Raw genomic sequence first — 15,400 nt, forward strand, 5'->3', positions numbered from 1 at the left:
CACACCTTTAGGAGACTCGCGATGCCCCCAGAGATCCCAACCGATTTCGCCGCTCTCCGGTCCGTGATCGGCAGCGACGGCCAACTCGAGCTGCGGCTCGTCCGGCAGCCGATCGGAACTTTGGCCCCGAACGCGGTTCTGGTCCGCCTGCTGGCCGCCCCCCTGAATCCATCGGATCTGGGTATGCTGCTGGGTCCGACGGACCCCGCCACACTGAAGCGGGTCAATACGCCGACGGGTCCTGTGGTGAAGGGGGCTGTGCCCCCTGCCCGACTGGCTTCAGTGGCCGCTCGACTTGATCGCCCCATGGCGGTGGGCAATGAGGCGGCCGGGGTCGTCGTCGCGGCGGGCCTGGACGCGACCAAATGGATCGGTCGCAAGGTCGCGATGTTCGGCGGCGAAATGTATGCCCAATATCGCGTGATCGAAGCGGATCAGTGCCTGTTGCTCCCGGATGCAGCGACGCCCGCCCAGGGCGCGTCGGCTTTCGTCAACCCCCTGACGGCGCTCGGGATGATCGAGACGATGCGCGCACAAGGGCACTCGGCCCTCGTGCATACGGCGGCGGCGTCGAACCTTGGCCAGATGTTGAACCGGCTCTGCCAGGCTGACGAAGTCCCCCTGGTGAACATCGTGCGAAACGACCAGCAGGCCGCCCTTCTGCGTAATATGGGAGCGAAGCATGTCTGCGACAGCACGTCCGACGACTTCCTCGCCGATCTGACCGACGCCATCGCCACCACTGGCGCGACCCTGGCGTTCGACGCGATCGGCGGCGGTTCCATGGCCGGCCAAATTTTCGCCGCCATGGAGGCCGCAGCAACGCGAGCCTCCTCATCCTACAGCCGCTATGGTTCGTCGACGTTCAAACAGGTCTACATCTATGGCAGCCTGGACACCGGCCCCACACAGATCGCCCGTACGTTCGGCATGGCCTGGGGCCTCGGCGGCTGGCTTCTCAACACCCACGTCCTTTCCCTGGACCATGACCGTCTGACCGATCTGAAGGCGCGGGTCGCCCAAAACCTGACGACGATCTTCGCCAGTCAGTACGCCGCAGAAGTCACGCTTGATGCGCTTCTCGATCCGGACCTGCTCGCACGGGCGGCTCGTCGTGCGACGGGAGAAAAGCTCCTGATCGACCTGGCCGGGTCCTGAAGGTCGGCCAGGTCAAACCGTCACAAGGCGTCCAACTCTGACCTGTAGCCCGTGTCGATCGTCATCAGGCCGATCCCGCGAGAGACACAGGCGCAGATCTCGCCGCCGGTCGTCTTTTGGTGCTCGCTGAGAAAGACGTCCCGGTGATCGAGTGCGCCTTCGACCTCCAACACCCGAACCGTGCAGAGGCCGCACTCTCCACGTCGGCAGTCGCTCGCCACATCGACGCCGGCGGCGACGAGCGCGTCCAAAAGAGACTCGTCGGCGGAGACGGTGATCCGACGGCCATGATCGCGCACCACGACATCGAACGGCTCCGCCGGTCGACGCCCACTGGAACCGAAGGTTTCCCGACGAAGACGATCTGCTGGTCGGCCGGCAGCCTTCCAGGCCGCCTGGACCGCTTCCATCAAGGGGACCGGCCCGCAAATATAGGCCTCGCCGTCGGGATGAAGCGCCCCGAGTTCGGCGTCGATGTCGAGACGCTGCCCCTGGTCGCCGGCGAAGAGCTGCAGCCGTTGACCGAGAATTTTGGACAGATGATCCGTGAACGCCATATGCGCCTGGCTGCGGGCGGCGTAGATCATTCGAACCGAAGCGCCGACGTCCGCGAGGATCTCGGCCATGCCCACCAGCGGCGTCACGCCGATGCCGCCCGCGATGAGCAGATAATCGCTGCGTCCCTGGCGGAGGTCGAAATGGCTCGCGGGTTCGCTGACCGTGATCGGGTCGCCCGGCTTGAGAGCGTGCATGTACCGCGACCCGCCGCGGCTGTGATCAAGCCTTTTCACGGCGATCCGCCAGCCGCCGGCGACAGGGCCGCGACCGATGAGAGAATAGCTCCTGACCGTATCCGGCACGCCGATGGGAAGATCGACGTCGATGTGCGCGCCGGGCGACCAGTTCCGCCCCACAGCGCCGTCCCGCTCGGGCCGGATGGTGATCAGCCGGACATCTTCGGCGATGACGTCAATGGCGGTGACGCGAGCGGCGATCCAGACCTTGCTCATGCGGCGGCCTGCCGATCGAAGCATTCGGCCTCAATCATGCGGTCGATCAGCTTGCGCGCCCACACCCCTCCGGAATCGATATTTAGGTTGTTGAGACGCCGCCCTGGGTTCTCATCCAGCGCCCGCTGCTGGGCTTCAAGCACGAGTTCGTCTTCCTGGAATACGCCGGCGACCGCGTCGCGCGTGCGATCCGTCAGGACCGTGTCATCGAGATTGTAGTTCCGCACGGTGGACCAGAAATAGAGGCACTTCCCCTGGGCCGACGGGGTGATGGTGTTGAGGATATAGCCGTTCACGCCGTGGGTTCTGTCCCCCTCCATCGCGCCCGTCGCGGCGTCGGCGACACCGACGTCGATGGTGATGGTCGATGGGGCTTCAAACCGGATGATCTGCCAGCGATCAACGCGCCCCGAGCGTCCAAACTTCGCCCGCATCTGGGCGGCCCAAGCCGGCGGAGCCTCTTCCAGATCGATCATCCAGCGCTTGACCTGAGCAATACGGTCGCCGTGGAAGGTGACGAACGGCGCCTCGGCGACCGCCTCCTGCCCGATGCTGGTGCTGTGGACGTAGGTTTCGTGGGTCAGATCCATAAGGTTGTCGATCACGAGCCTGTAGTCACAAGCGACTTCGATCAGCCGACCGTCGCCGACCCACTCCGGATCGTCGTTCCAGTGCAGGTCAGCGATCAGGGCCGGATCGGCCATCGCCGGATCTCCTGGCCAAACCCAGACGAACCCGTGTCGCTCCTCCACGGGATAGGTTTTGACGGCGGCGGCCGGGTTGAGCGTCTCCTGGGAGGGCATGTGAGTGCAACGGCCATCCGAGTTGAAGCGCAGCCCATGATAACCGCAGACCACCTCGTCACCGGCCAGCCGCCCCATTGTCAAAGGAACGAGCCGGTGCCAGCAGGCGTCTTCCAAGGCGACAGCCGCACCGGCCTCGGTGCGGTAGAGCGCGAGCGGTCGGTTGCAGACACGTCGAGCCAGCAGACGGTGTTCAAGCTCGCGCGAGAAGGCGCAGACATACCAGGCATTGAGCGGATAATCCGGCCTGCGGCCCTGGCTACGATCAATCACGGTCACCATTGAACTCTCCATGGAGCGATACGGGCATCGGTTTCACCAGGCGATCAGTCATCCCTGGTGTCGGCCGATGGAGGATCAAACCCAGGCCGCCATGATGCTGGCGACCTGGGTCGTCCCTGCTAGTGCTTCAGCGTCAATTGTATTCCGATGACTCGTTGCCGATTGACCGTTCCGTAGTAGGACCCGCCCCCTGACGAAATGCTGGTGGCGAAGACGTTGTAGGTCTCGTCCGTCAGGTTGGTGCCGACCAGGGCGACACGCCAGGCGTCATCCGCCGCAGCGATGCCGATCGTGGCGTCGACGATCTGGTAGGCGTCGGATCGAGGCGCGAGCGGCTGAGAAGACCGGAACTGGAGATCCGTCGACGACGCCATTCGGACCGAGGCGTTGCCGACCAGGCGAAGATTGTCGCTCAACGGCTGATCCAGCGCGGCCTCCAGCTTACCCGACCACTTGGGCGCCCGCGGCAAGGGCATCCCCTCGGTGGCGATATATGGTGCGGTCGTGGGGAAGTTCTCGGTGAACTCCGACTCGGCGAAGACGACGCTCGCCCCCAGGGTGACGGCGTCGGAAATCCGGTAGGAGCCGCCCGCCTCGAACCCGCGCGATCGAACATCACCATTGCCGATGACGCCCTGCGCGAGGCCGTTGATGAAGGCCGTATAGTTGGTCTGGAAGTCCTTAATGTCCGTGTTGAACAGGGCGAAGGTGGCGAAACCCTTGGCTCCGAGGTCCAGTTTGGCCCCGATCTCCGTGGTGTAGGCGACTTCACCGTCATAGGGTGCGGCGGCAGTGGTGAGTGGCGTATCCAGGAAGCCGCCGCTCTTGCTGCCGCGCGAGAAGCTTCCGTAGATCATCAGGCCGTCGGTCGCTTGGAACTTCAGACCGACATCACCATCGACCTCGTCCGACTTCTGTACGGGCAGAGTCGTCGTCGGGATCGCGGGGAAGCCTACCCCTATCGCGCCGGATGAGGTCCGCGTGTAGGTCGCCTCCTTCTCCTCGTGAGTGTACCGCAATCCCACCGAGGCAGACAGACGATCCGTGATGTCGTAGTTGTAGGATCCGAAAACCGACACGCTGTCGGTGTCGATCGACAGGAAGTTGTCGTAGCGGCCCGACAGCGGGAACACGCCGCCGCCGGACTGGCCGATGAGCTGGCGATAGAGGTCCCATTCGTTGTGATAGAAGAAGGCGCCTGCCAGGAAGCTGTATCGAAGCCCCACGGGCGACGCGATCCGCACCTCCTGGGTGAACTGTTTGGTGGCCTCGTCGTCGATCAAGGCCAACAGTGACGCCCGCGTGAAATCGAGATCGTTCGCCCGATCCGACTGCCAATTCACATAGGCGGTCTGTGAGGTCAGGGTGTAGGCCCCAAGGTCGAACGTGGCGATCAGATTGACCCGGTCGGTCGTCTGCTCGTCGAACGGAAGGGGAAACTCCACGGCGCCCGTCCCGACGGCTTGGTTTCCGGAATAGCTGACCCGGTTTGCCTGAGTGTCGAAGTCCGTCTGGCCGATCGCGGCCGCACGCGCCGTCAGGGTGCCGGCCGGATCGAGAATCGCCTCGAGGTTCTGTCCATCGGCCTGACGATCATCATGCTGCCAGACGAAGACCACATCGACGGAGTCGTTCGGTTGCCAGGCCAGCGAAAGTCGGCCGCTTAGGTCGCGCAAGGACTGTTCGTCACTCTCCAGGAAGTCGTTGCGCATGAAACCGTCCTCGTCCGCCGCGAGGAAGGCGAAGCGGGCGTGCAGACGCTCAGACAGGGGCAAGTCAACGGCGCCCTCGGCCTTGGTCCCGCCGATCTCGGGACTGTGGGTCAGGTTGAGGTCATAACCAAAGTCGCCGCCGGGACGACGATTGACGACGCTAATCGCACCCAAGGAGGAGTTTTTTCCCAGCAAGGTGGCCTGGGTGCCCTTGATGAGCTCCAGTTGGCTGATGTCGTACAAGGGCGCGACATAGTCCCTTGGACGACCGAGGTAGATGCCGTCCTGGAACATCGCCACCGACGTCTCGATGCCGAAATTCGAGGAGTTCGAGCCCAGTCCCCGCAGCGTGGTCGCCGGCGACCCGCCGACCCCGGGGGCCTGGTTCAGGCCGGGCACGATGCCGCTGAGTTCGCTGGCCTGGGTGATGTTGGCGTTCTGCAGCACCTCACTGCTGACGACGGTGATGGTGGCTGGCGCTTCAAGAAGCGCTTCGCCTTGCTTGCGCGCGGTCACGACAATTTCGTCGAGCTGGGACGCATGGTCGGCGGTTGTTGGACTGGATTGCTGCGCCAACGCTGGCGAACACAACGCGGTAGAGGCGAGCAGGCACGCAGAAGCAGCGCGCCAGCGAAGGCGATGAACCATTTTCCTATTCCCTATATCGTCGTTTATTTTTTTATAAGTCGCCCGTTAGGACAGTATCACGTTACGTTCTTATTCCAGATGGACAAGATACTTGGCGTCATTTTGCGAATGGGGGTTCGCGGTGTGGATTCCATGCCTCACTCGACGACCTGCGCTACGCCAAGTCAACTCTGACCGAAATTCCAATTAAAGACGCATTAAACTGACCACTTGGATTGACAATTGATCCGGTCGGCGATGAAGTGTGTCCAGCGAAGAGGCGCAACTGCCCATCGGGAGTGAAACGGGATGACTGACAGCATCGCTTCGAGCGATCCGCTTTCCGACGCCATTTTGGCGCGGGCCGCCAATCTATCCGCCGCAACACTTCATGAGGCCGCTGGACGTCTAGGGGCGCTGCCGAGCGAGATCCGCCCGATCGCGCCGCTCATGCGGATGACCGGCCGCGCTCTTCCGGTGCGTTGCCCTGCAGGCGATAACCTGTGGATCCACCACGCCCTGGCCCAGGCCCAGGCCGGCGACGTGCTGGTCGTCGAGACCGGACCTGCAGGAGCGGACTACGGCTACTGGGGTGAGATCATGGCCACTGCGGCGCAGGTGCGCGGCGTCGCCGGTCTCGTCATCACCGGCGGTGTGCGGGACACCCTGCGTCTCATCGAGATGGGGCTGCCGACGTTCACGACACGCATCACCATTCGCGGCACCGCCAAGAACGCCAAGGGCGACGGCGCCGTCGGCGAGGCCGTCCGTATCGGCGACGTCGTGGTTCGACGAGGCGACCTCGTTTTTGGCGATGCTGATGGCCTCGTGGTTCTCACGCCCGAACAGGCGGCGCTGGCTGTCCCAGCGTCCGAAAAACGCGACGCCGATGAAGTCGCCATCATCGAGAAGCTCAAAGGCGGCGCCCTGACTCTCGACGTCTACAAATTCTGACCCTGGAGCCGACATGATCATTGACGCCCACGCCCACCTTTGGGCTCCGCCCTCCCTTTACGCCCACCGCAGCAACCTGATTGTCTCCAACGGACAGTACGGCGAATCCTACCGAGCTAAGGTCTCGGATGCGGATCTGAAGAAATACGCCGACGAGAATGTCGCGATGATGGATGCGGTCGGCACCGATCTCCAGCTGCTGTCTCCTCGTCCATTCCTGATGCTGAACGGCAAGGCGCGATGGCAGGACATCGTCGATTGGGCGATGGACCAGAACGACATCGTGGATCGGACCGTCAAGCTGCATCCGACCCGTTTCCGCGGGGTCGGCGTGCTTCCTCAGCAGGCCGGGCGTCCCGTGGAGTCGTTGTTCGACGAACTCGACCGCATCTCGAACCTGGGGTTCGTCGGCATTCTTCTCAACCCCGATCCAGGCGAGGGTCTGAACACCTCGCCCCCTATGGGCGATCCCTACTGGTATCCTTTGTACCAGAAGGTTTGCGAGATGGATTTGCCGATCCACATCCACAGCGGCAACTGCTGCAACGGCCGCGAGACCTACGACGAACACTTCATGGCCGAGGAAGGTCTTGCGATCACGTCGATCTATCGGGCCGGCGTATTCGACAAGTTTCCGACGCTCAAGATGATGATCAGCCACGGCGGGGGGCCGATCCCCTACCAGGTTGGACGTTGGCGTTCGCACCGCGAAATGCAGCGAGCGGCCGGAAAAATCCCCGCGGACGCCCCCACCTTCGACGAGATCCTTCAGAAATTCTGGTTCGACACCGTCGTCCATAACAAGCGCTCGCTCGAACTCCTGTTCGATGTCGTCGGTTCGCACCGGTGCTGTTTCGGAACCGAGCGCCCCGGCTCCGGCGGGGGTATCGATCCGAAGACGGGACGACCGCTGGACGACCTGAAGCCGGTAATCGAAAGCATCGACTCCTTGAGCGACGCGCAGCGCAAGGGTCTGTTCGAGGACAATGCTCGGCGGCTGTTCAGCCGACTGGACGTCTGAGATGGCCAAGATCGTTCTGGGCGTCGGCACGTCACACAGTCCGATCCTGACCCTCGAGAGCAAGGATTGGCATCAGAGAGCCAAGGCCGACTTCGCCAACCAGGGCCTGTCCCTCATCGACGGCCGCCGGGTGACCTACCCGGAGTTGGTCGCCGAGCGGGGGGAACCCTACGCGGATGTGGCGACGCCCGAAGTCTTCCACGAGATCGCGGCGCGCTGTCAGGCGAGCCTGGATCGGATAGCGGACGAGATCGAAGCCGCGGCTCCCGATGTCATCGTGATCATCGGCGATGACCAGAATGAACTCTACACGCCGGGCAACACGCCGGCGATCGCGGTGTTCTGGGGCGAACAAGTCGTCACACACAATTTCGACGATGAGATCCCGGACTGGATGAAGACTGTGGCCGAAGGCTACGGCATGGACGAGACCCATTATTTCGCCGGTCATCCGACTTTCGCGCTCAACCTCATCGAGGGCTTGATTGATCGCAATGTCGATCTCGCGATCTGCAAGGATGTTCCGGATCCGGAGAAGGCCGGCTTTGGCCACGCCTTCGGCTTCCCGGTCGAGCGCCTGTTCAAGGGGCGCGAGATCCCGATGGTCCCCATCATGCTCAATACTTACTACCCGCCCAATGTCCTGTCGGCCTCGCGCTGCCTGGACGTCGGGCGCGCATTGCGACAGGCGATCGAAGGCGCGCCCGAGGATCTCAGGGTCGTCGTCCTCGCGTCCGGGGGGCTGAGCCATTTCGTTGTCGAGGAAGAACTCGACCTCTATGTGCTCGACAATCTCGATGGGGACTCGGTCGAGAACCTGCGAACCGTCACCCGGCCCTCGCTCGCGGAAGGCTCGTCAGAAATCCTCAACTGGATCATGACGGCCGGCGCCGTCTCGCACATGCCGCTGAAGTGGAAGAATTACGAAGCCTGCAGACGCACGCCGGCAGGCACGGGCATCGGCCTAGGGTTCGCTGTGTGGGGAGGCGCGCGATGAGCACGCGTCGAAGCATAGAGGTGGACGGCTATAATCACGGGCCGCAGCCGATCCCCGCCGCCAGTCGCGTCGGACCGCTCGTGATGACCGGCGGGGTGCATGGCCTGGATCCCGCCACAAACGCCCTCCCCGACGGAGTCGAGGATCAGGCCCGACTGATGTTCTGGAACCTCGAGCGCATCATGATCGCAGCGGGCGGCGGACTCGATCGGATCGCGAAGGTGACGGTCTATGTGAAGGTTCCCGAAGCCCGGGCAGCCGTCAACGCTGAATGGTTGAAAGCCTTCCCCGATCCAGCATCCCGCCCCGCCCGACACACGCTGGTCAACGACAATCTTCCGGCGAACATGCTCGTCCAGTGCGACGCAACCGCCTTCATCGACACACTCGAAAGCGCCGCCGCGACGCAGCCAGAGGCTTGAACCGTCATGCTTTCCAGAGAGAAGAACGACCTTCTGACGCGCATCGGCCCAGGGACGGCCATGGGCGACTATCTGCGACGCTATTGGCATCCCGTCGCCGGGATCTCGGAGTTCGAAACTCTGAGCGTCAAACCGGTGAGACTGTTCGGCGAAGACCTCGTCCTGTTCAAGGATCTTTCGGGGGCGTTCGGCCTGATCGAACGACACTGCCCTCACCGACGGGCCGACCTCGCCTACGGGATGGTCGAAGACTCCGGCCTGCGCTGCAGCTACCACGGCTGGTGCTTCGACACGTCCGGAGACTGTGTCGAGCAGCCCTATGAGGATGTCGCGCGCGGCGGTCGCGGCGGTCGCGGGAATGTGCGGGCCAACACCTACCCTGTCGCACAGAAGGCGGGGATGCTCTGGGTCTATATGGGCGAAGGCGATCCGCCGCTCGTGCCCGACTGGGCGCCCTTCAACTGGGAGAACGGCTTCGTCCAGATCGTCCTCTCGGAGGTGCCCTGCAACTGGTTCCAGGCCCAAGAGAACTCGATTGATCCGGTCCATTTCGAGTGGATGCATGAGAACTGGGGACAGAGGCTGCGTGGGAAGGACGGCCCCAGGTCGCCCCGCCACCTCAAGTTAGAGTTCGACGAGTTCGACTACGGTTTCGTGTACCGGCGGATCAAGGAAGACACCGACGAGGCCCACGAAAACTGGACCATCGGCCGCGTCTGCCTTTGGCCCAACGCCTTCTTCCTGACAGAGCATTTCGAGTGGCGCGTCCCCATCGACGACGAGAACATGCTCAGCGTCACCTGGAAGTTCACCAGAGTACCCAAGGAACAGGAACCCTACGCCCAGGACCGCATCCCGACCTGGACCGGCCCCACTCACGACGAAAATGGCGAATGGCTGACCAGTCACGTCCTGAACCAGGACTTCCTCGCCTGGGCGGGCCAGGGCCGGATCGCCGACCGGACCATCGAGAGCCTCGGCCTGAGCGACAAGGGTATTGTGCTGCTTCGCCGAAGGTTCTTCGACGAACTCGAGCGTGTCGCCGCCGGTGAGGAACCCAAGGGGCTGATACGCGAACCAGCCTTGAATCAGTCGGTGTCTCTACCCTCCATGGGCCTGACGGACGTGGTCGAGGGCCATACCAAGGCGGAGATTCTCGCCGATCCGCTGAAGCGGATGCTGCACACCACCTATGTCTTTCAAGCCGGCCAACCCGAGACGGTCAGGCGCGCTTTTGAAGCCGCCATCGGCCTGTCCAGCGCCAGGTTCGAGGACTTCGATCTCGGCGACACCCTCACGAAACAGAAGAGCGCATGACCTCTCCCCTTATCGATCGACTCTCCCGCCTCGACACCCCCACCGTATCTGACGCCCTCGACAAGCTCGGCCTTCCTGGCGCGGTTTTCGGGATCGCGCCGATGACGGTTTCCCGGCGCGTAGCCGGGCGCGTCATGACCGTAAAATTGGGCGCCCCGATACCGGACCTTCCCAAACGCCATCTCGGCGCCGGGGCCATCATGGCGTCGGCGCCGGGCGACATCATCGTCGTCGAACATCGCGGACGGACCGACGTCTCGGGATGGGGTGGGCTGCTCTCTCGCGGCGCCCTGGCCAAGGGCGTCGCGGGCGTGATCATCGACGGCGCATTCCGCGATATAGACGAAGCACGCGATCTCGGGCTGCCGGTCTACGGCCGGGCTGCGGTCCCCGTCACAGCGCGGGGCCGCGTGGCGGAACACGCGTTCAACGGACCCATCACCATCGCCGGCGTGGCGGTAAAGCCCGGCGACCTGGTGCTGGCCGACGGCAGCGGAGTTGTTTTCGTCGATGCCGCCAGGGCCGAGGAGATCGTCGAAGTCGCCGAAGCCGTCTTCGCCAAGGAACAGCTCATGGTGAGAGACATCGAGGCCGGCGCGCCTTTGGAAGAGGTCCTCGGCGCCAACTACGAAGACATGCTCAAACGGGAAGCCAAGTTGTGAACGATCAAGACCTACAGGCCGGCCTTGAGAGAGCCGGAACGACCGCCCTCTCCGATGCCCTGGACAGATTGGGCATCGACGGACAGATCCTGGGCATCATGCCCGTGGTTCGGACGATGAGGTTCGCCGGTCGCGCCTTCACGATCCGCATGTTGCCGGTAGGGCTCACAAAAGGATCTGTCGGCGATTACATTGATGATGTCGCGCCTGGACAGGTCGTCGTCATCGATAATGACGGGCGTATGGACGCGACCGTCTGGGGCGATATCCTGACCTGGGTCGCCTCGGAAAAGAAGATCGCCGGCACTGTCATCGATGGGGTTTGCCGCGACTCGGATCGTTGCGTCGAACTCGGGTACCCGGTGTTCGCCCGGGCCAACACGATGCGAACCGGCAAGGATCGCGTCACGGCTGACGCCTACAATGTCCCCGTCCAGATCGCTTCAATTCGCGTCGCCCCAGGCGACTGGCTTGCGGGTGATGCAGACGGGGTCGTCGCCATTCCGGCCGACCGCGCCGAAGAGGTCCTCAGGATCGCCGAAGAGATCGAGGCGGTGGAGGACAGAATCCGCGCCGGCGTGAAGGCTGGCGGCCGTCTGGATGAGGTCCGCAAGGCCCTCAATTACCACGCCCTCCAGACCCGATCCAACGACTAAGAGAAGGCGTCGCCGCCGGTATCGCCCTCGGAAACATGGAAGGCTCTAACAAGCTGATCCATGTTTCCGGTAGGCGCCGTGACCACGACCGCCTCCACACCCAGCGCTCACGCGCGATTACCCCCGACGCAGGGGCGGCTGTCGCGGATTTGCGCTGGGATCAAAGGCGCGCTGTTCCCCTGTCGTCTGAACCGCTTGGGTTATGTGGCCCCGAGGTCCGTCAGCCGCCCCCGCAACATCTGCAGCATGGCCGAGAAGTCGCGCCCGCCGTGGCCGAGGCCGTCGAGCAAGGCGTACAGGGCCTCGGCCTGCGCGCCCAAGGGGGTGGATGCGCCGGACTTGGCCGCCGCGTCCTGGGCCAGCTTCAGATCCTTCAGCATCATGGCCGTGGCGAACCCGCCCTGATAGTCGCGGTTCGACGGCGCGGTCGGCACCGGGCCGGGCCAGGGATAATAGCTGGTCACGCTCCAGCACTGGCCCGAGGATTTGGACGCGATCTCGAAGAACCGCTCCGGATCCAGGCCCAGCTTCTCGGCCAGGGCGATGGCCTCGCACGTGCCCAGCATGGAGATGCCCAGCAGCATGTTGTTGCAGATCTTGGCCGCCTGACCGGCGCCGTGATCCCCGGCGCGGATGGTGATCCGGCTCATCGGCTCCAGCGCGATGTCGACGCGGCCGAAATCGCCTTCGTCGCAGCCGACCATGAAGGCCAGGGTGCCCGCATCGGCCGCCGCCGTCCCGCCCGACACCGGCGCGTCGGCAAAGGCGTAGCCCGCCTCCTTGGCCAGGCCCGCCACCTTCCGCGCCGTCTCCACGTCGATGGTCGAACAGTCAAGCAACAGGGCGCTGGACGGCGCCGCGCCGATGATCTGCTCGGCATAGACCTTATGCACATGGGGGCCGGCGGGCAGCATGGTGATCACCACCTCGGCGTCGCGCACGGCCTCGGCGACTGAGGCCGCCGGGGAGCAACCGGCGGCGACCGCCCGCTCCAGCGCAGCCGCGCTCAAATCGAAGGCGACGACCGTATGGCCGGCCTTGGCCTGATTGGCGGCCATGCCGCCGCCCATATTGCCCAGGCCGATGAAGGCGATCTTGGTCATGGTCTCTCTCCCTTGGCGGCGTCGCTGTCAGGGCAGCGGCGTCCATTTCTCATTGTCCGGCAACGGCGCGAACAGGGCGTCCAGCATTGCGTCGGTAACGCCCGACAGGTCCGCCGGCGACCATTTTGGCGCATTGTCCTTGTCCACGATGACGGCCCGCACCCCTTCCTGGAAGTCGTGGGTCTGCACCACCCGACCGCCCAGGGCGTATTCCATGGCCATGTTCTCGGCGAAGCCGGCGAGCGTCGCGCCGGTCCGCAGCTGGCGCAACGTGACCTTCAGCGACTGCGGCGACTTGGTCTTCAACGTCGCCAACTGCGCCGACGCCCAGTCCGACCCATCGGCCTCCAACGCCCCAAAGATCTCCTCGACCGTGTCGAAGGCGAACAGCCGGTCGATGGCCTCGCGGTGGGGGTTCAGCGGCGCCTCTTCCGGCTCGGTGGCGCAGACCCAGCGGTTCGCCTCCTCCAGCGGATCCCCCGGGTTCGCCAGCAGCGCCGCCTTGAAGCCGTCGATGTCGATGGCCGGCACGAAATGGGTGTGGATCCCCAGCGCCACCGTATCCGCCGCCTTCAGCCGCGCGCCCGTAAGCGCCAGCCAGACGCCGGTCTGGCCCGGCAGGCGCGGCAGGAACCAGCCGCCGCCGACGTCGGGAAACAGACCGATGCCCGTCTCCGGCATGGCGTAGGTCGTTCGCTCGGTAGCGATGCGAATGTCCGCCGGCTCCGATATACCGACGCCCCCGCCCATGACGATCCCGTCCACAATGGCCGTGATCGCCTTCGGATAGTCGAACATCAGCTGGTTCAGCCGGTATTCCGCCAGGAAGAAGGCCTTGGCTTCCGACGCGTCCCCCGCCCCACTCTCGGCGAGCGTGCGGATGTCGCCCCCGGCGCAGAAGCCCCGTTCGCCCGCATGGTCGATCAGCACCGACTGCACCGCCGCATCGTCGCGCCAGGCCGACAGAGCCTCGATCATCGCCTCGCACATCGGCCGGTTCAGGGCGTGGATGGCCTTGGGCCGGTTCAAGGTGATCCGGCCGACGCCGTTCTCGATGCGGGTGATGATTTCGGGTTCGGTCATGAGCAATGTCATTTGCGAGACGCCTCGATTTCCACGTCGTCCATGAGGACTGGAAGGTCCAGCTTGTCTCCAGGAGCATGCCAGAAGACATCAGGCTCTACATTATAGAGTTCGCTCGAGACGCTCTTCATAGCCAAGAGCAAGGCTTGGGCGGAGTCTACGCCTACTGCATAACGAGCTTGCTCCGGGCGGTGGGGCCAATGGATGACCCAATCGCAACGCCAGTCGCCCTTGTGTCGGTGAGGCTTCATCCATTCGACAACGACACGTCGTTCGACACCGTCGATGTTTAAGCCGAACTCTCGATCACAGATGACTTCGCTCATCCCCGCCCCATCTCCCGCGCGATGATCACCCGCATGATCTCGTTCGTCCCTTCCAGGATGCGGTGGACCCGCAGGTCGCGCATGATCCGTTCCAGCGGATAGTCCTTCAGATAGCCGTAGCCGCCGTGCAGTTGCAGGGCTTCGTCGGCGATCTGGAAACAGGCGTCGGTGGCCAGACGCTTGGCCATGGCGCACCATTTGGTCTTTTCGGGATGATCGGTGTCGATGGCCCAGGCGCCGCGCAGCACCATCAGACGCGCCGCCTCCAGATCGGTCGCCATATCGGCCAGGCGGAACTGCAACGCCTGGAACTCCCCGATCGGTCGGCCGAACTGTTTGCGGGTGGCGACGTAATCCTGCGCCGTCTCCAGCGCCAGCCGCGCGCCGCCCAGCGAACAGGCGGCGATGTTCAGCCGCCCGCCGTCCAGTCCGGCCATGGCGTACCGGAAGCCCGCCCCCTCTTCGCCCAGCAGATTGGCGACCGGCACGCGGCAGTCGTCGAACTGGACGATGGCGGTCGGCTGGGCGTTCCAGCCCATCTTCTTCTCCTGGGCCCCGAACGACAGGCCGGGCGTCCCGGACTCGACCACAAGGGCGCTGACGCCCTTCGCCCCCTCGCCGCCGCCCGTGCGGACCATGACGACATAGAGATCGCTGGTCCCCGCGCCGGAGATAAAGGCTTTGGAGCCGTTCAGCACATAGTGGTCGCCGTCCCGCACCGCCGTCGTCCGCAGCGCCGCCGCATCCGACCCCGATCCCGGCTCCGTCAAGCAATAGCTGGCGATCTTCGCCATGCCGACCAGATCCGGTACAAACCGGGCGCGCAGATCGTCCGACCCGAACCGGTCGATCATCCAGGTCGCCATATTGTGGATCGAGATGAAGGCCGCCGTCGCCACATCGCCGCGCGACAGCTCCTCGAAGATCAGCGCCGCCTCGACCCGGCCCAGGGCCATGCCGCCGTGTTCCTCTCCCGTATAGATGCCGCAGAAGCCCATCTCGGCCGCCTGTTTCATCACCGCGACGGGGAAGTGTTTTTCCTCGTCCCAGCGGGCCGAGTGCGGAGCCAGTTCGGCCTCGGCAAAGGCGCGCGCCGCGTCCTGGATGGCGCGCTGGTCGTCGGTAAGGGCGAAGTCCATGATCTCTAAACCTGCTCCGTCATCCTCGGACTTGATCCGAGGATCAGACGCGGGAACGCGCTGTGCGCCCCCGCCATCGCATTAGCGGCGGACAATCCGGCCCTCGGGTCAAGCCCGAGGGCGACGGT

Annotated in this window: 15 protein-coding genes; 8 read left to right on the top strand and 7 right to left on the bottom strand. The window is 64.2% G+C overall.

Going from position 1 to position 15,400, the window contains the following annotated elements:
* The first annotated feature begins 21 nt into the window (after positions 1–21).
* Entirely contained in the window at positions 22–1,158 is a 1,137-nt protein-coding gene (locus ACW177_RS10385) for an MDR/zinc-dependent alcohol dehydrogenase-like family protein (protein ID WP_492025644.1), read from the top strand.
* Positions 1,159–1,178: 20 nt separating this feature from the next.
* Here the strand turns inward: ACW177_RS10385 and ACW177_RS10390 are convergent, their stop codons facing one another.
* From ACW177_RS10390 to ACW177_RS10400, 3 genes are all read right to left on the bottom strand, one after another.
* Positions 1,179–2,192: a PDR/VanB family oxidoreductase gene (locus tag ACW177_RS10390; protein ID WP_492025645.1), complete on the bottom strand. Its 1,014-nt coding sequence runs from the start codon at positions 2,190–2,192 to the stop codon at positions 1,179–1,181.
* The gene (locus tag ACW177_RS10395) at positions 2,165–3,253 is read right to left on the bottom strand and encodes an aromatic ring-hydroxylating dioxygenase subunit alpha (protein WP_492025646.1); all 1,089 of its coding nucleotides are present in this window, start codon (positions 3,251–3,253) and stop codon (positions 2,165–2,167) included. The genes ACW177_RS10390 and ACW177_RS10395 overlap by 28 nt, the downstream gene beginning before the upstream one ends.
* A 119-nt stretch (positions 3,254–3,372) precedes the next feature.
* A complete protein-coding gene (locus ACW177_RS10400) occupies positions 3,373–5,481 on the bottom strand; it encodes a TonB-dependent receptor (protein WP_492025647.1) in 2,109 nt (702 codons plus the stop codon).
* Between the two features lie 420 nt (positions 5,482–5,901).
* Here ACW177_RS10400 and ACW177_RS10405 point away from each other — a divergent pair, with 420 nt between their 5' ends.
* Genes ACW177_RS10405 through ACW177_RS10435 form a run of 7 tightly spaced genes read left to right on the top strand, consistent with a single transcriptional unit; the run spans position 5,902 to position 11,621 of the window.
* Positions 5,902–6,546 (top strand): RraA family protein, encoded by a 645-nt coding sequence (locus ACW177_RS10405; RefSeq protein WP_492025648.1) that lies wholly within the window; start codon positions 5,902–5,904, stop codon positions 6,544–6,546.
* Positions 6,547–6,559: 13 nt separating this feature from the next.
* A complete protein-coding gene (locus ACW177_RS10410; protein WP_492025649.1) occupies positions 6,560–7,567 on the top strand; it encodes an amidohydrolase family protein in 1,008 nt (335 codons plus the stop codon).
* A gap of 1 nt (position 7,568) precedes the next feature.
* Positions 7,569–8,564, top strand: a complete 996-nt coding sequence (locus ACW177_RS10415) for a DODA-type extradiol aromatic ring-opening family dioxygenase (RefSeq protein ID WP_492025650.1) — start codon at positions 7,569–7,571, stop codon at positions 8,562–8,564.
* Between the two features lie 20 nt (positions 8,565–8,584).
* Complete coding sequence (locus tag ACW177_RS10420) at positions 8,585–8,986, top strand: RidA family protein (protein ID WP_492025651.1); 402 nt, start codon at positions 8,585–8,587, stop codon at positions 8,984–8,986.
* A 6-nt stretch (positions 8,987–8,992) separates the two neighbouring features.
* Positions 8,993–10,303 (top strand): Rieske 2Fe-2S domain-containing protein, encoded by a 1,311-nt coding sequence (locus ACW177_RS10425; RefSeq protein WP_492025652.1) that lies wholly within the window; start codon positions 8,993–8,995, stop codon positions 10,301–10,303.
* Positions 10,300–10,965, top strand: coding sequence for an RraA family protein (locus ACW177_RS10430; protein WP_492025653.1), 666 nt, complete (start codon positions 10,300–10,302; stop codon positions 10,963–10,965). Before ACW177_RS10425 ends, ACW177_RS10430 begins: the two co-directional genes overlap by 4 nt.
* Positions 10,962–11,621: an RraA family protein gene (locus ACW177_RS10435; RefSeq protein WP_492025654.1), complete on the top strand. Its 660-nt coding sequence runs from the start codon at positions 10,962–10,964 to the stop codon at positions 11,619–11,621. The genes ACW177_RS10430 and ACW177_RS10435 overlap by 4 nt, the downstream gene beginning before the upstream one ends.
* Positions 11,622–11,821: 200 nt before the next feature.
* Here ACW177_RS10435 and mmsB read toward each other — a convergent pair whose 3' ends face one another.
* From mmsB to ACW177_RS10455, 4 genes are read right to left on the bottom strand one after another with little or no spacing between them, the layout of a single operon-like run.
* Positions 11,822–12,724 carry a 3-hydroxyisobutyrate dehydrogenase gene (gene mmsB / locus ACW177_RS10440; RefSeq protein ID WP_492025655.1) on the bottom strand — a complete coding sequence of 301 codons (903 nt, stop codon included), beginning with the start codon at positions 12,722–12,724 and terminating at the stop codon, positions 11,822–11,824.
* 27 nt (positions 12,725–12,751) lie between these two features.
* Complete coding sequence (locus tag ACW177_RS10445; RefSeq protein ID WP_492025656.1) at positions 12,752–13,807, bottom strand: enoyl-CoA hydratase/isomerase family protein; 1,056 nt, start codon at positions 13,805–13,807, stop codon at positions 12,752–12,754.
* 8 nt (positions 13,808–13,815) lie between these two features.
* A complete protein-coding gene (locus ACW177_RS10450; RefSeq protein ID WP_492025657.1) occupies positions 13,816–14,133 on the bottom strand; it encodes a DUF6968 family protein in 318 nt (105 codons plus the stop codon).
* Complete coding sequence (locus ACW177_RS10455; RefSeq protein ID WP_492025658.1) at positions 14,130–15,272, bottom strand: acyl-CoA dehydrogenase family protein; 1,143 nt, start codon at positions 15,270–15,272, stop codon at positions 14,130–14,132. The genes ACW177_RS10450 and ACW177_RS10455 overlap by 4 nt, the downstream gene beginning before the upstream one ends.
* Positions 15,273–15,400: the final 128 nt, after the last annotated feature.

This window comes from Brevundimonas sp. AVps23W, from assembly GCF_058681395.1.